The 16,182-nt window shown below is 65.7% G+C and carries 12 protein-coding genes and 1 tRNA gene; 9 read left to right on the top strand and 4 right to left on the bottom strand.

The features are described from left to right. Positions 1-179 precede the first annotated feature (179 nt). Positions 180-253, bottom strand: a tRNA-Gln gene (locus AC3WN8_RS09150). Between the two features lie 180 nt (positions 254-433). On the opposite strand from AC3WN8_RS09150, the gene AC3WN8_RS09145 reads away from it, so the two are divergent. Both AC3WN8_RS09145 and AC3WN8_RS09140 read left to right on the top strand, forming a co-directional pair. Next, complete coding sequence (locus tag AC3WN8_RS09145; RefSeq protein WP_492669096.1) at positions 434-1,465, top strand: Ppx/GppA phosphatase family protein; 1,032 nt, start codon at positions 434-436, stop codon at positions 1,463-1,465. Beyond that, positions 1,462-2,127: an RlmE family RNA methyltransferase gene (locus AC3WN8_RS09140; RefSeq protein ID WP_492669095.1), complete on the top strand. Its 666-nt coding sequence runs from the start codon at positions 1,462-1,464 to the stop codon at positions 2,125-2,127. Before AC3WN8_RS09145 ends, AC3WN8_RS09140 begins: the two co-directional genes overlap by 4 nt. A 246-nt stretch (positions 2,128-2,373) precedes the next feature. Here AC3WN8_RS09140 and AC3WN8_RS09135 read toward each other — a convergent pair whose 3' ends face one another. The 3 genes from AC3WN8_RS09135 to AC3WN8_RS09125 form a co-directional block, all read right to left on the bottom strand. Continuing rightward, on the bottom strand, positions 2,374-3,090 hold the full coding sequence (locus AC3WN8_RS09135) for a DsbA family protein (RefSeq protein WP_492669094.1): 717 nt from the start codon (positions 3,088-3,090) through the stop codon (positions 2,374-2,376). A 54-nt stretch (positions 3,091-3,144) separates the two neighbouring features. Continuing rightward, positions 3,145-4,515: a M48 family metalloprotease gene (locus AC3WN8_RS09130; protein ID WP_492669093.1), complete on the bottom strand. Its 1,371-nt coding sequence runs from the start codon at positions 4,513-4,515 to the stop codon at positions 3,145-3,147. Between the two features lie 96 nt (positions 4,516-4,611). Continuing rightward, positions 4,612-7,341 carry an Rne/Rng family ribonuclease gene (locus AC3WN8_RS09125; protein ID WP_492669092.1) on the bottom strand — a complete coding sequence of 910 codons (2,730 nt, stop codon included), beginning with the start codon at positions 7,339-7,341 and terminating at the stop codon, positions 4,612-4,614. A gap of 468 nt (positions 7,342-7,809) precedes the next feature. Between AC3WN8_RS09125 and AC3WN8_RS09120 the strand changes: the two genes are divergently transcribed. From AC3WN8_RS09120 to AC3WN8_RS09090, 7 genes are all read left to right on the top strand, one after another. Next, a complete protein-coding gene (locus AC3WN8_RS09120) occupies positions 7,810-9,063 on the top strand; it encodes an N-acetylmuramoyl-L-alanine amidase (protein WP_492669172.1) in 1,254 nt (417 codons plus the stop codon). A 71-nt stretch (positions 9,064-9,134) separates the two neighbouring features. Next, positions 9,135-11,660, top strand: coding sequence for a penicillin-binding protein 1A (locus AC3WN8_RS09115; RefSeq protein WP_492669091.1), 2,526 nt, complete (start codon positions 9,135-9,137; stop codon positions 11,658-11,660). A gap of 57 nt (positions 11,661-11,717) precedes the next feature. Next, positions 11,718-12,845 (top strand): peptide chain release factor 2, encoded by a 1,128-nt coding sequence (prfB, locus tag AC3WN8_RS09110; protein ID WP_492669090.1) that lies wholly within the window; start codon positions 11,718-11,720, stop codon positions 12,843-12,845. Positions 12,846-12,868: 23 nt separating this feature from the next. Further along, complete coding sequence (locus tag AC3WN8_RS09105) at positions 12,869-13,522, top strand: class I SAM-dependent methyltransferase (RefSeq protein WP_492669171.1); 654 nt, start codon at positions 12,869-12,871, stop codon at positions 13,520-13,522. A gap of 96 nt (positions 13,523-13,618) precedes the next feature. Further along, a complete protein-coding gene (locus AC3WN8_RS09100; RefSeq protein WP_492669089.1) occupies positions 13,619-14,413 on the top strand; it encodes a thymidylate synthase in 795 nt (264 codons plus the stop codon). 47 nt (positions 14,414-14,460) lie between these two features. Next, positions 14,461-14,949, top strand: a complete 489-nt coding sequence (locus AC3WN8_RS09095) for a dihydrofolate reductase (protein ID WP_492669088.1) — start codon at positions 14,461-14,463, stop codon at positions 14,947-14,949. Next, complete coding sequence (locus AC3WN8_RS09090; protein WP_492669087.1) at positions 14,946-16,124, top strand: dipeptidase; 1,179 nt, start codon at positions 14,946-14,948, stop codon at positions 16,122-16,124. Before AC3WN8_RS09095 ends, AC3WN8_RS09090 begins: the two co-directional genes overlap by 4 nt. Positions 16,125-16,182: the final 58 nt, after the last annotated feature.

The following is a 16,182-nucleotide window of genomic DNA, read 5'->3' as shown; positions in this document are numbered from 1 at the left end:
CCGATAAACCGCCCCCGTCAAAGCGACATGGGCGTGGATCCGCGCGTCAGTTCCGAATGGCCGAATCCTGCCCGGCACACGCCGCGCGCATCCTGGGCCCTGCAACGGGATGGACGATCGCACGGGCTTGCCGATCGAACACAATCGGCAAGCTCTTCAACGCTTTAGGAACAATAATATGGATGCCCCGCGAGGATTCGAACCTCGATTGACGGAGTCAGAGTCCGTAGTCTTACCTTTAGACGACGGGGCAACGAGGGGCGCGAAATAGGCGGGGGGTTCGTCCGGGTCAAGGGCCTTCGTGATCGACCGTATCGGGGATGCCCGCCTTGCGGTTCGTGGCTGCAATCCCTAGTCTATTCCTCAAGCACCGGGCGGCATTCCGTTTTCCGGAGAACATAAGAGTGATTTGACGGCCATGGTGGAGCGTTCCATGCCATCGCCGCGACAGCCCGCCCCGCATGCGGGCCCTGCGGCCAATAGGCGTACCGCGTCCGCGCGGTGGCCACATCGGCGCGCATATGCCGCGCTCGATCTCGGCACCAACAATTGCCGGTTGCTGATCGCCAAGCCCGAAGGCGACGGCTTTGTGGTGATCGATGCCTTTTCGCGGATCGTCCGCCTGGGCGAAGGATTGGCCGCGACGGGGCGGCTGAGCGATATCGCAATCGAGCGCGCCATCGCCGCACTGACCATCTGCGCCGACAAGCTCAGACGGCGCCACGTCACGCTGGCGCGCTCGGTCGCGACCGAGGCCTGTCGCCAGGCCGTCAACGGCCAGGCTTTCATCGACCGCGTCTATCGCGAAACCGGTATCGCGCTCGACATCATCAGCGCGGAGGAAGAGGCGCGACTGGCAGTCATGGGCTGTCACGCACTGCTCGAGCCGGGCGACGGCCCCGCACTCATCTTCGACATTGGCGGCGGATCGACCGAACTGGTGATGATCGATACCCGCGAAGGCCACCCCCATATCCGCGACTGGTTGAGCGCGCCCTGGGGCGTTGTCTCGCTGACCGAAAGCGAACCCGTCTCCGACGACAGCGAGGCGAGCCGGCTCGACGCCTATGCCCGGATGAAGCGCCGCGTGACCGACAGTTTCGCCGCCTTCGCCGAACGCCTGCCCCGCGACGACATGGAGGGCATCCGCCTGCTCGGCACCAGCGGCACCGTCACGACGCTCGCCAGCCTGCATCTCGGCCTGGCATCCTATGATCGCAGCGCGATCGACGGCCTGATCGTGCCCGCGCAGGCGATGCAGCAGATCAGCACCAGCCTGTCGCGCATGTCGATGGAGGAGCGGCAACGGCAACCCTGTATCGGCGTCGAGCGCGCCGACCTGGTGGTGGCGGGCTGCGCGATCCTGGAGGCGATCATCGATATCTGGCCCGCCGAACGACTCGGCGTGGCGGATCGCGGCATTCGCGAAGGCATATTGCGCCTGCTGATGGCGCGCGACCGATGAGCCGCGGCGGATCGGGCGGACGCCAGCGCGTCAAGACCTCCAAGGGTCGCACCGCACAATCGACACGCTGGCTGGAACGCCAGCTCAACGACCCCTATGTCAAGCGCGCACGCGCCGAGGGCTATCGCAGCCGCGCGGCATACAAGCTGATCGAGCTCGACGAGAAATTCACGCTGCTACGGGGCGCAAAACGGATCATGGACCTCGGCATCGCGCCGGGCGGCTGGAGCCAGGTCGCGCGCAAGGCGGCGCCGCGTGCGACGATCGTCGGTATCGATCTGTTGCCCACAGACCCCATTGAGGGCGTGACGATCCTCCAGATGGACTTCATGCACGACGACGCCCCACAGCGGCTGGAAGAGGCGCTGGGCGGCCCTGCGGACCTGATCCTGTCCGACATGGCAGCCAACACCGTCGGCCACCCCCAGACCGACCATCTGCGCACCATGGGCCTGGTCGAGGCGGCGGTCGATTTCGCGATCCAGGTGCTCGAACCCGGTGGCGCCTTTGTCGCGAAGGTCTTCGCCGGCGGCACCGATCGTGAGCTGCTGACCATCCTCAAGCAGAATTTCACGACGGTGAAACACGCCAAACCGCCAGCGAGCCGCAAGGATTCGTCCGAATGGTACGTGATCGCGCAGGGGTTCAAGGGACGGGCCTGAGGGGTTGGGGAGGCTTAGCCTACCCCACCGTCATGCCAGCACAGGCAGAGTCTTTGCGTATCGGGTTGGTGAGCTTCCAACTTGTCATCCCCGCGAACGCGGGGATCCAGCTTTTGCGTGAAGCATCAAAAAGAAGAAGAAGCTGGATCCCCGCGTTCGCGGGGATGACGCCGTGAGGGCATAGTATCGAGCTTTATACAAAGACCCTGCGCAGGCTGGCATGACGGCGAGTGGCCCCGCTTCTCCTCACCCCTTCTTGCGCGCCTCGGCGATGGCTTTCTTCAACGTGTCGTAACCGACCGCGCCGTTCAGGATCTGGTCTCCGACCACCCAGCTCGGCGTACCGCTGAACCGCAGGTCGCGGGCAAGCTGCACATTGCCTTCGATCTCGCGCTGCGCCTCGGGCGACGTCTGGACCTTGGCGGCGGCGCTAGCGTCGATGCCGACCTCTTTCTGGACACGCTCGATCGTCTGCGGCGTCGGCCGACCCGCTGCATAGAGCGCATCGTGGAACGCCTTGAACTTGCCCTGCGCGGCGGCGGCAAGGCTCGCCCGCGCGGCCAGGTCGCTGTCTTCGCTCAGAATCGGCAGTTCGCGGAAGACGATCTTGAGCTGCTTGTCTTCCTTCAGCAGCCGTTCGACATCGGGCAGACTCGCCCGGCAATAGCCGCAGGCATAGTCGAAGAAGATGGTGAGCGTGGCATCGCCGCGCTCATTGCCCGCCCAGGCGCCCGCAAAGGGCGTCTCGATCCGCTTGCGGTTGGTATCGACCACCTTGCTGATCTCGCGCTGCTGGAGCTTCTCCATCGCCTCGGGAATGATCTCCGGATGTGCGAGGATATAGTCGCGCACGACCAGCTCGATCTTCGCTCGCTCGGTGTCGCTCACCTGCGGCGTGCCGAGCACGCCCGTGGCGAGCGCGGTGCCGGCGGCGCCCGCCAGAAAAGCGGCGATGCCGATCATGATGGTGTTTCTCCTGGAATTCGGTTTGGTCATTTCGATCTTTCGACGGTGGCGTCAGCGCTTCTTCTTCTTCGACATAGCCGCTTCCGACACCATCGCGATATCCTGCGCGCGCAGCCAGTCGGGCGTGCCTTCCTTGATCCCCTGCATCGCCTGACGCGCATTGGGAAGTGCGAGCTCAGGTCGATTCTCGAGATTATAGCGTTCGGCGGTCGCGAGCTGCGCGCGCGGCAGATCGCCTTCGCGCTCATAGACCACGCCGAGCTGATACCAGGCAAAGGGATTGTCGTTGTCGCGCGTGACCGCCGCCTTGAGCACGCTGCGCGCTTCGTCGAAATTCTTGGGATCCTCGGTCGCAATCAGCGCATGGCCGAACAGAGCCGCGATCAGCGGCTGCGCGCGGGTCGCCTGCACGGCTTCGCGCAGCGGCGGGATGGCGGCCACCGGCTGGCCGGATTCAAGGAGGATCTGGCCCTTGAGCTCGAGATAATAGGGATCGTGCGGTGCCTTTGCGAGCAGCGCATCCACCTCGCTCATCGCCTTGTCCGGATAGGCGGATTTGTGCCAGGCATAGGCGCGGGCATAGCGGGCCGCATCGGTCTTGTTCTGCTCGGGATATTCGCGCAGCGTTTGCGCCGCTTCCCAGGCGAAACCGCGCAACTTGGCCTTCACCCGCTGGAAACGCGCCTCGAGCCCGGGATCGGTCGGCTTGTTCCAGGCCGGCGACGCCTCATATTGATGTTCGAGCACCGACAGGCGTTCGCCGGTCAGCGGGTGGGTGCGCCCGTAACTGTCTTCCTGCGGAATATTGAGGCGGTATTCGAGGTTCTGGATGCGCTTGAAAAAGGCGATCGAACCCTTGCCGCTGATCCCCGCGGCGGCGAGATATTTGACGCCCGCGGCATCCGCGCTCACTTCCTGGGTGCGGGTGAAGGCGAGGAACTTGCCGAGTGCCGCCTGTTGCCCCGCCATCATGATGCCCATGCCCGCATCACCGGCGCCCGCCGCAACCGCGGCAAGGCCGGCGAGCAGGCTCAGCAAGGTGATGCCCGTCGCCTGCTTCATGCCTTCCGACGATCGGATGATATGCCCGCCGGTGATATGGCCGAGTTCGTGCGCGATCACGCCCTGCACTTCATTGGCGTTATCCGCCTGCATGATCGTGCCCGAATTCATATAGACGATCTGGCCACCGGCCACGAACGCGTTGATGCTGGGATCACCCACCAGCACCACCGTCACGTTCTTGGGTTCGAGCCCCGCCGCGCGGATCAGCGGCTCCGACATTTCGTGGAGCACCGCTTCGGTCTCGGCATCGCGCAGGATCGACTGCGCCATCGCCGGCTGAACGGTGAGCATGATCGAGACGAGCAGCGCAAACGCTGCGCGCAGGGCGACGCCGGGGGAACGAAACGGGCTGGCCATGGCCATCTGCTCCTTGCCCCCGGCGACTGAACCCCGGCTGAAGATACGCTGCGGCCTCACGGCCTCAGCGTGCCGGTATCCGCTGCGCGGCCCGGATCACTCCTGGCCGCCGAACGTCCGCTGCCACCAGCCACGCCGGGGCGTGCCATCGGCGTCGTTCGCAGCGATCGGCTCCGCGTCGCCCGGGATCGCGTCGGCGGTCACCGCTTCGGCGGCTGTCGCCTCGGCTGCCACGGCCGCCTTCTTGCGCGTGCGCTTGGGCTTTGCCGGCGCAACCTCTTCCACCGGCGCTTCCGCAACTGGTTCGGGCTCGGGTTCGACAGCGACAGGCTCCGGCGCCTCTTCGGCTACGGGCTTCACCTTGGCGACCGCCTTCTTGCGCGTGCGCTTGGGCTTTTCGACCGGCGTCTCGGCGACATTCTCGACGGGTGCGTCCTCGACAGGTCCGGTCTCGACGGGGGCAACCTCGGCGGGTGCTGCCTCGACAACGGACGCTTCGGCCACGGGATCGGGCTGAGCCTCGGCCTTCGGCCGGCGGCGCGTACGCTTCGGCTTCTCGACGGGCGCTTCCACGACGGACTCGGGTGCCGGCGCTTCCGCGCTCTCTTCGGCCGGCTCGGCGCCGCCCTCGTCAGCCTGATACCCGGCATCGCCGGCTTCCAGCGGTGCGCCACCCTCACGCCGGCGCTTGCCGCCCCGGCGACCGCGGCGACCGCGGCGACGCTTGCCACCGTCGTCCGATCCATCATCGGCCTCGGTTTCGGTCTCTGCCTCGGAATCGCCGTCCTGATCACGCGGGCTTTCGCCCTCGGCCTCATCGTGCGCCTCTTCGGCTTCGCCCTGATGCTCGCCGGCCTCGCCGTCGCGCTCACGGCCTTCGCCTTCCTCGTCGCGACGCCCGCGGCGCCCGCGACGACGGCGACGGCGACGGCTGCCGTCACGATCGCTACGCTCCTCGCGGCCCTCGCGCCCTTCGCGACGCTCCTCGGTCTCGTCCTCTTCCTCTTCGTCGATCTCGTCCTCGAACGGCAGATCGTCGTCCTCATCCTCGACGATCACCGGCGCGAAGCGTGGCGCGTGCTCGGGCGGCGGACCGCTCGCTTCGACGCTCATGCGTGCGCCCTCGGCTTCGCCATCGGGCAGGATATCGATGGCGACGCCGTAGCGATCCTCGATCTCGGCCAGCTCGGCGCGCTTGCGGTTGAGCACATAGACCGCGGCTTCCTGGCTGGCGCGCAAGGTCAGCTTGCTGCCACGCCCGCGCGCCGCTTCGTCCTCGAGCATGCGCAGCGCGGACAGGCCGGCCGACGATGCGGTGCGGACCAGGCCGGTGCCTTCGCAATGCGGGCATTGACGCGTGGACGCTTCGAGCACGCCGGTGCGCAGCCGCTGGCGGCTCATCTCCATCAGCCCGAACGAGCTGATCCGGCCGACCTGAATCCGCGCGCGATCGTTCGCGAGCGCACCCTTCATGGCCTTTTCGACCTTACGGATGTTGGAGTTGTTCTCCATGTCGATGAAATCGATCACGACCAGTCCGGCCATGTCGCGCAGCCTGAGCTGGCGCGCAATCTCGTGGGCGGCTTCCAGATTGGTGGCGACAGCGGTCTGCTCGATGCCATGCTCGCGCGTCGAGCGGCCCGAGTTGATGTCGATCGAGACCAGTGCCTCGGTCGGGTTGATGACCAGATAGCCGCCCGATTTGAGCTGCACCGTCGGATGGTACATCGCCGCAAGCTGATCCTCGACGCCGTTGCGCTGGAACAGCGGCACCGCGTCCGAATAGGGCTTCACCCGCCGGGCATGGCTGGGCATCAGCAGCTTCATGAAATCCTTCGCGGCGCGGTATCCCTCCTCGCCCTCGATAACGACTTCCTCGATGTCGCGATTATAGATGTCGCGGATCGCGCGCTTGATCAGATCGCTGTCGCCATAGACGAGCGCGGGGGCCGTCGATTGCAGCGTCTTCTCGCGGATCTCGTCCCACAGCCGGGCAAGATAGTCGAAGTCGCGCTTGATCTCGGTCTTGGTGCGCTGGAGGCCCGCGGTGCGGACGATGCAGCCCATCGTCGACGGCAGCTTCATCTCCGCCATGATCGTCTTGAGCCGCTTGCGATCGCCGGCGTTGGAGATCTTCCGGCTGATGCCGCCGCCATGCGACGTATTGGGCATCAGCACGCAATAGCGGCCAGCGAGGCTGAGATAGGTGGTGAGCGCCGCGCCCTTGTTGCCGCGTTCTTCCTTCACGACCTGGACGAGCAGCACCTGACGGCGCCGGATCACGTCCTGAATCTTGTAACGGCGGCGCAGATTCATCCGCTTCTGGCGCAGCGATTCGACCGCACCGTCATCGATCGCCTTGCCGCGGCGGCGTGGACGGCTGTCCCCCTCCGCGCCCGTATCGGCCTCGCCTTCGCCCTCGTCGCCATGATCGATCGCCTCGACGACCTCGACGCCGGAGCCATCCTCGGCCTCGCCATCATAGTCGTCGTCATAATCGTCGGCATGGGCGGCGCGCAGCGCCTCTTCCTCGGCGGCGTGCTCGGCCTCCTCGCGGAGCAGGGCCTCGCGATCCTCCTTGGGGATCTGGTAATAGTCGGGATGGATCTCGCTGAAAGCGAGGAAACCGTGGCGATTGCCGCCATAATCGACGAACGCCGCCTGAAGCGACGGTTCGACGCGTGTCACCTTGGCGAGATAGATGTTCCCCTTGAGCTGCTTGTGCTCGGCGGATTCGAAATCAAACTCCTCGATTCGGTGTCCCTTGACGACGGCCACGCGGGTTTCTTCCCGGTGGCGCGCGTCGATCAGCATGCGCGTTGTCATTGAAAAATCTCCGGGCGCGCCATGTGCGGTCTCGTTCGAGCCGCGGCGCGCCAAATGATGCGGATGCCGGTCGGTGTGTCGCGGGCATCCGGGTTGATGTGATTAAATTATGCGCCTCTGCTGCGTCGACACGTCCGGCCATTCGGACCGGAACCCCCCACAGCGGCAACGCATCGCCGATCCTTTCGGCGAAATGCGGAGCAGGGGAGAAATGCCTCATGCAGCGTCAACCTGTTAATATCGCCGGTTCAGGCGACATGCGTAAGCCAGCGGGGAACCTGTCCCGCATCCGGCGGAACTTCGCTAGCACCCGCGCCCCTCCGGAGCAACAAAAAGCAAGTCCGCGGCCCCTCACCCTTTGCGCCCTCAATAGCTAACAGCCCGTTAACTATGATCCTTTACCGTCATTTGAACGGTTTTCCCTAGTCCGTCGGGTGAGCGTGAACCAAGGGTGGAAACCAGTTGCGTATATCGAGGGTATGGACCAGCCCATGGCCGAGCTGGCAATATGGCGTCATGACCGCCACACTTCTCCTGGCTGCGACACTGCTGCCCTTCGGCTCGGCAGATGCTGCGCGCGTGCAGAACATCGCGGTGGACAGCGACGCCGTCGTACTCAGCTTCGATGAAGCGATCGACAAGGCCTCGACCTTCGCACTCGACGGGCCACGCCGATTGGCGGTCGACATTCCGGGGGTCGAACCCGGCACCGCCTCCGCCGCGGGCGGCCCGATCGAACATGTTCGCCAGGGGCGCCAGGACGCCGACACAGCGCGCATCGTGCTCGACCTTGCCCGCCCTACCCTGATCTCGAACGCGCGATTCGGCGCGGACGGGCGCACGCTCACCTTGTCGCTCAAGCCGGTGGCGCAGGCCGAATTCGCGCGGGCCGCGCGCGCCGGCCGCAGCAGCTGGGAAATGTCGGGGACGCAGCTCGCGATGAACACGCCGCCGAAGCGGCGTTATTCGGTCACGATTCCGCTCGATCCGCCCAAGCGCCTGTCGCTGCCGCGGGTGCAGGGCCCCGATAGCCGGCCGCTGGTGGTGATCGACGCGGGGCACGGCGGCCATGATCCCGGCGCGATCTCTCCGCATGGCGGCGCGCGCGAGAAGGATGCGACGCTTGCCATTGCCCGCGCCATCCGCGACGAGCTGGTCGCTTCGGGCCGCGTGCGCGTCGCACTGACGCGCGAGGACGATCGCTTCATCGTGCTCAATCAGCGTTACGAGATCGCCCGGCGGCTGAATGCCGACCTGTTCATCTCGATCCACGCCGACAGCGCGGGCAATGAAGACGCCACCGGCGCCACCGTCTACACGCTGTCCGAAGTCGCCTCCGATCGCGAAGCCGCACGGCTTGCGGCACGCGAGAACAAGGCTGATCTGCTGAACGGCGTGAATCTGGGCGGCGCGACGAACGACGTCAGCTCGATCCTGATCGACCTCACCCAGCGCGAGACGATGAACATCTCGTCCAAATTCGCGAGCCTGCTCAAGCGCGAGGCGGCGCCGCTCGTCCCCTTCCGGAGCGATTATCACCGTTTCGCGTCGCTGATCGTGCTCAAAGCGCCCGACGTTCCCTCCGTCCTGTTCGAGACCGGCTATCTCAGCAACGAGGCGGATATGAAATTCCTGTTCTCCACCGAGGGCCGCAAACGGATCGCGACCGGCGCGGCGCGCGCGATCGAAACCCATTTCGCGCGCCAGTTGGCATCGCGCTGACGCCGGGCCGAAAGGAATTTGGTCGCAGCCCGGCTGGCATCGCGCCAAATCTTTGCTAGAGCCGGTCAGGCATGACCGAGGCCTCGGACCAGAATTTCAGCTATCGTCTCAGACGCGAGGCGAGCGGCGCATGGGCGTTGCTCGCACGCTGGCGCGCCAAACGCTGGGTCCAATGGCTGTTGGGGCTCGCGCTGCTCATGCTGCTCGGCTTCCTGCTGATCTGGGTGATCTTCGCGCGCAACCTGCCTTCGGCCGAGACATTGCTGACCTACGAGCCGCCGCTGCCGACCAATGTCCGCTCGATCGACGGCACGCCGATCCACAGCTATGCCCGCGAACGCCGCGTCCAGCTGTCCTATGCCGAATATCCGCCGCTGCTCGTCCGCGCCTTCCTGGCGGCGGAAGACCGCACCTTCTTCGAGCATGGCGGCCTCGACTATCCAGGCATCGTCGCGGCGATGATCAACAATCTGACCAGCGACGGCCGTCCGGTCGGCGCCTCCACCATCACCCAGCAGGTGGCGAAGAACCTGCTGCTGACCAACGAGCTCAGCTATGTCCGCAAGGTGAAGGAAGCGATCCTCGCCAAGCGCATCGAATCGGTGCTGACCAAGCAGCAGATCATGGAACTCTATCTCAACCAGATCGCGTTGGGACGGCAGAGCTTCGGTGTCCAGGCAGCGGCGCGCGCCTATTTCGACAAGGATGTCGAGACGCTTACCCTGCCCGAAATGGCGTTTCTCGCGATTCTCCCCAAGGCGCCCTCGACCTATAGCCGCGACGTCGCCAAGGCGACCGCACGACGCAATTTCGTGCTGTCGGAGATGCATCGCAACAATTTCATCACCGAAGGCCAGATGCGCGCCGCCCAGGCCGCGCCGCTCGGCATCCGGCCCAATATCGGCGCGCGCTACGAATATGTCGGCGGCTATTATATGGAAGAGGTCCGCCGCCAGCTGATCGACAAATATGGCGAGAATGCCGATGGCGGCCGCAATCCCTACAGCGTCTATGGCGGCGGACTGTGGGTCCGCACCTCGTTCAACCCGGCCTATCAGGATTACACCCAGGACGCGTTGCGCGCCGGATTGATCCGTTATGATGGCGGCCGCGGCTGGCATGGCCCGATCGACAAGATCGAGGTCGGCGAGCGCTGGCGCACCAATCTGGCGCTGCGCAATATCGGCGTCGATTACAAGGACTGGCGGATCGCCGCCGTGCTGTCCAAATCGGCCAGTGCCGCCGAAATCGGTTTCCCCGACGGCGCGACGGGCACGATGCCGGCCGGCTTCGCGGCGATGCCCAAGCGCGGCACGGCGGAGACCGCCTTCTCGGTGATGAATCCGGGCGACCTCATCGCCGTCGCGCCGGAAGGCAGCGTCTGGGGCCTGCGCAACATCCCCGAGATTTCGGGCGGCATGGTGGTCGAGGATCCCCATACCGGCCGCGTGCTCGCCATGCAGGGCGGCTTCGACGCGCGGCTGCAGAGCTACAACCGCGCAACGCAAGCCGAACGCCAGCCCGGCTCCACCTTCAAGCCGATCGCCTATTCCGCCGCGCTCGACACGGGCATGACCCCGGCATCGATCATCGTCGACGGTCCCTTCTGCGTCTATCAGGGCGCCCGGCTGGGTCAGAAATGCTTCCGCAACTTCGGCGGCAGCGCCGGCGCCGGACCGCAGACGATGCGCTGGGGCATCGAACAGTCGCGCAACCTGATGACCGTCCGCGCCGCCAGCCAGACCGGCATGGACAAGGTGGTCAAGATGGCGGCCGCAATGGGCGTCAGCCTGCCCGGCAAGAATTATCCGCAGGTGCTGGCGGTCGCGCTCGGCGCGGGCGACACCACGGTTCTGCGCCTGACCAATGCCTATTCGATCCTCGCCAATAACGGCAGGGCGATGACGCCGACGCTGATCGACTCCGTCCAGGATCGCCATGGCAAGGCGGTTTATCGCGCCGACACGCGGCCGTGCGAGGGCTGCAACGCCAAGGACTGGAACGGAAAGGCGATGCCGCGTCCGCCGGCGCGCACCAAGCTCGCAATGGATCCGATGACGGCATTCCAGATGGTCCATATCCTGGAAGGCGTGGTGCAGCGCGGCACCGCGACCACGCTGCGCGAGCTCGGCCGTCCGATCTTCGGCAAGACCGGCACGACCAGCGGCCCGACCAATGTCTGGTTCGTCGGCGGTTCCGCGGATGTCGTTGCCGGCGTCTATATGGGATTCGATCAGCCGCGACCGATGGGCGGTTATGCGCAGGGCGGCACGCTGGCCGCGCCGATCTTCAAGGCATTCGCGCAGAAAGCGTTTAAGGATATGCCCGTCGTTCCGTTCCGCGCGCCGCCGGGCATCCGCATGGTGCGGATCGATCGCCGGTCGGGCCGCAAGGTCTTCGGCGCGTGGCCGTCGGGCGGCGATCCCAAGGCAGCGGTGATCTGGGAAGCCTTCAAGCCCGAAAGCGAACCGCGCCGCTCGATCCGCCGCGACGAGATCGCCAAGGACAAGAAAAAGGATCCCGCCGCTGTCGCCGCCGGAGCCGCCCGGCCGAGAAACGACAGCGAGTTCTTGCAAAAGCAGGACGGGATTTACTAACCCACGGCGTCATGCCGGTGCAGCCGGATGGTATCGCAAGTCATTGGAGTTTCGAAAATGCGCGCCGAAGCGCAGGCACATGCCGACAAGATCAACGACGCGCTCGCGCTGCTCCGCCGTTTCCTGGACTGGGATCGCGCGCTGCGTCGGCTCGACGAGTTGAACGCACGCGTCGAGGATCCGACGCTTTGGGACGATCCCAAAGCGGCGCAGGACGTGATGCGCGAGCGCCGCCGCCTCGACGAGGCGATCGGCGCGACGCGCGCGATCCAGACCGAACTCAGCGATACGATCGAGCTGATGGAGATGGCCGAGGCCGAGGGCGACGACGCGATGGTCGACGAGGGCGTCGCCGGCCTCGCCGCACTGTCGGCGCGCGCCGATGAGGACAAGATCAAGGCGCTACTCGCCGGCGAAGCCGACGCCAATGATGCCTATCTGGAGGTTCATGCCGGTGCCGGCGGCACCGAGAGCCAGGATTGGGCCGAAATGCTCCAGCGCATGTATCAGCGCTGGGCGGAGAAGCGCGGATTCAAGGTCGAGCTGGTCGAATATCAGGCGGGCGAACAGGCCGGAATCAAATCCGCGACGCTCCAGATCAAGGGCGAAAACGCCTATGGCTATGCCAAGACCGAAAGCGGCGTCCACCGCCTGGTGCGCATCAGCCCCTATGATTCGTCGGCGCGGCGGCACACCAGCTTCTCGTCGGTATGGGTCTACCCGGTGATCGACGACAATATCGACATCGAGCTCAACGAAGGCGACATCAAGATGGACACCTATCGCGCGTCGGGCGCGGGTGGCCAGCACGTCAACACCACCGATTCGGCGGTGCGCCTCACCCACATTCCGACCGGCATCATCGTCGCCAGCCAGAACGACCGTTCGCAGCACAAGAACCGCGCCACCGCGATGAACATGCTGAAGGCGCGTCTCTACGAAGCCGAGTTGCAGAAGCGCGAAGCCGCGGCGAGCGGCGAATATGCGGCCAAGACCGAGATCGGCTGGGGCCACCAGATCCGATCCTATGTGCTCCAGCCCTATCAGCTGGTGAAGGATCTGCGGACCGGCGTCATCTCGACCGCACCGGACGACGTGCTCGACGGCGCGCTCGATCCGTTCATGGCCGCGGCGCTGTCGCAACGCGTCACCGGCGAGACGGTCGTCGTGGAGGATGTCGATTGAGACGGGCGGTCCCGCTCCTGCTGATGCTCGCCGCGTGCAAGCCGAGCGAGCAACCGCCCGAATTCCCGGCGGCCGACCGCCCGGTCGCGCCGATCACCGCCAGTCGCTTTTCGACCGAGGAGGCGCGCGATCGCGTCAACGAATCGGGCACGGTGATGGATCTGGCCGGCATCAAGCCGGGCATGACCGTCGCCGATATCGGCGCGGGCGAAGGTTATTACACGATTCGCCTTGCCCAGCGCGTCGGCGAGAAGGGGCGCGTCCTCGCTGAGGATATCGTGCCGCAGGTTCGTGACGCACTCGCGGCACGCGTCACCCGCGAAAGCCTCGACAATGTCAGCGTCCGTCTGGGCGAACCCGCCGATCCCAAGCTGCCCGAGCACAGTTTCGACCGGATCTTCATGGTTCATATGTATCATGAGATCGAGCAGCCCTATGAGTTCCTGTGGCGGATGCGTCCGTCGCTGGGTGTCCGCGGCCGCGTGGTGGTGGTCGACGCCGAGCGCCCGACGCCCAATCACGGCACGCCGATCGCCCTGCTGCAATGCGAGTTCGCCGCGGTCGGCTACAAGCTGGTCGAGAACACGCCTTTGCCCGCGGTCGACGGCTATATCGCCCAGTTCGAAGCATCGGGCACGCGCCCCCGGCCCGAAGAGATCAAGCCCTGCAAGGGGTGAACCGGATCGATATTCGCACCGGGACGGCCCGGTCCCGCATATGGATCAACTCTAGGGCTTGGCGACTGCGCCGCGCCCCGCCATAAGTCGGCGACCATGCAGCCTTATCTCGACCTCCTCCGCCGAATCCTCGACGAAGGTACCCGGCAGGACGACCGCACCGGCACCGGTACGCTCGCGGTGTTCGGCCATCAGATGCGCTTCGACCTGGCGCAGGGCTTTCCGCTGCTCACGACCAAGAAACTGCATCTGCGCTCGATCGTCTATGAGCTGCTCTGGTTCCTGAAGGGCGAGACCAATGTCCGCTGGCTGCAGGAGAATCGGGTCAGCATCTGGGACGAATGGGCCGATGAGGACGGCGATCTCGGCCCCGTCTACGGCAAGCAATGGCGCGACTGGGAAACCGCGGACGGCCGTCATATCGACCAGATCGCCGCGCTGATCGACCAGATCAACGCCAATCCCGGCTCGCGCCGCCAGATCGTCACCGCCTGGAATCCCGGCGAAGTCGATCGCATGGCATTGGCGCCGTGCCATTGCCTGTTCCAGACCCAGGTCGCGAACGGCCGGCTCAACCTGCAGCTTTATCAGCGCAGCGCCGACGTGTTCCTGGGGGTTCCCTTCAACATCGCGAGCTATGCGCTGCTGACCCATATGCTCGCCGACCAATGCGGGTTGAAGCCCGGCACGTTCGTGTGGACGGGCGGAGACACGCATCTCTACCTCAACCATCTCGATCAGGCGCGCGAACAGCTCGCCCGCGATCCCCGTCCCCTGCCCGCGCTCCACATCCTGCGCACGCCCGAGTCGATCGATGCATATGAATATGAGGATTTCGAGATCGTCGGCTACGAGCCGCATCCGCACATCAAGGCGCCGGTGGCGGTCTAGACGGTGACCCGCACACCACATCCTGCGCCCTTCGGGCCTCCAGCCGCGTGACCGCACATCCCGAGATCGTCCTGATCCTCGCGCGCGCCGACAATGGCGTCATCGGACATGACGGCGCCCTGCCCTGGCAGCTTCCGGCCGATCTGCGCCGCTTCAAGTCGCTGACGGTCGGTGCGCCGATGATCATGGGACGCAAGACGTTCGACAGCCTGCCGGGCATCCTGCCGGGCCGGCGCCATATCGTCCTGACCCGCGATCCGGATTGGCAGGAGGATGGCGCCGAACGCGCCGCCACCGTCGACGAAGCGCTCAAGCTCGCCAATGCGCCACATGTCTCGGTGATCGGCGGAGCCGAAATCTATCGCCTGCTGCTGCCCCGCGCCGACCGGATCGAGCTGACCGAAGTGCATCTCGACGCACAAGGCGATGCCAGGATCGACCATCCCGGCGCCGGCTGGCGCGAACTGCGCCGCGAGCACCACGATGCGGAGGGCGGTCGCCCGGCCTACAGCTTCGTGACATTGGTCCGCGCATGATTCGCTGGGTGTGGATCGGGCTCGGCGCCATCCTCATCATCGCCGCGATCGGCCTGTTCGGCGTGGCCCCCGGCATGGTCGAGCGCAGCATGAACATCGTCGTTCCCGGCCCGCTGCCGACGATCGCGCCGCATACCGAATCGCTGCACAAATCGCTCCAGATCGCCGATCTCCACGCCGACACGCTGATGTGGAAGCGCAGCCTGACAGGCACGCGCGCGCAGGGTCAGGTCGATCTGGCGCGGTTGGAGGCCGGCAATGTCGCGCTTCAGGTCTTCTCGTCGGTCACCAAGAGCCCGAAGAACCAGAATTACGACGCGAACGGTGCGGACACCGACAACATCACGATGTTGACCGTCGCCCAGCTTCAACCACCGCGCACCTGGACCTCGCTGCTCCAGCGCTCGCTCTGGCATTCGCAAAAGCTCGGCCGCGCGGAGCTGAAATCCGGCGGACGGCTGCGCATCATCCGCACGGGCGACGACGTCACTCGCCTGCTCGCCGATCGCCGCGCCGGCGGCCCGGTCACCGGTGCATTGCTGTCGATCGAAGGGCTTCAGAATCTCGAAGGCAAGGCCGAAAATCTGGACGTGCTTTACAAGGCCGGCTTCCGCATGGCCGGCCTCGCCCATTTCTTCGACAATGAAGTCGCCGGATCGATGCACGGGTTGAAAAAGGGTGGCCTCACGCCGCTCGGCCGGCAGATCGTCGGGATGATGGAAGCGCGCGGCATGGTCGTCGACATCGCGCATGCCAGCCATGCGGCGGTCGCCGAGATATTGGCGATGGCGACGCGGCCCGTCGTCTCCAGCCATGGCGGCGTCCAGGCGACATGCAAGGTCAACCGCAACCTGACCGACGACGAGATTCGCGGCGTCGCCCGGACCGGCGGCGTGATCGGCATCGGTTATTGGGACGCCGCGATCTGCGATACCAGCGCCGAGGCGGTCGCCGCGGCGGTGGCGCATGTCCGCGACCTCGTCGGTATCCAGCATGTCGGACTGGGCAGCGATTTCGACGGCGCGGTCACGACGCGCTGGGATGTCAGCCAGCTTTCCGCGATCACCCAGGCGCTTGTCGACCGCGGCTTCACCGATGACGAGATCCGTGCCGTGATGGGCGGCAACGTCCTGCGCCTGCTGACTCAGGGTCTCGTGCCCCTTCCCGTCCGCTGACGGCACCGACGTCCGCCAAGCCATTGCCCCCCGCTCCGCCCAACGCTACAGCCCCGCG

It is taken from the genome of Sphingobium sp. FW305-3-2-15-F-TSA7, assembly GCF_058787155.1.
The sequence above is the reverse complement of the archived record's forward strand: the minus strand, read 5'-3'. Positions and strand labels throughout refer to the sequence as shown.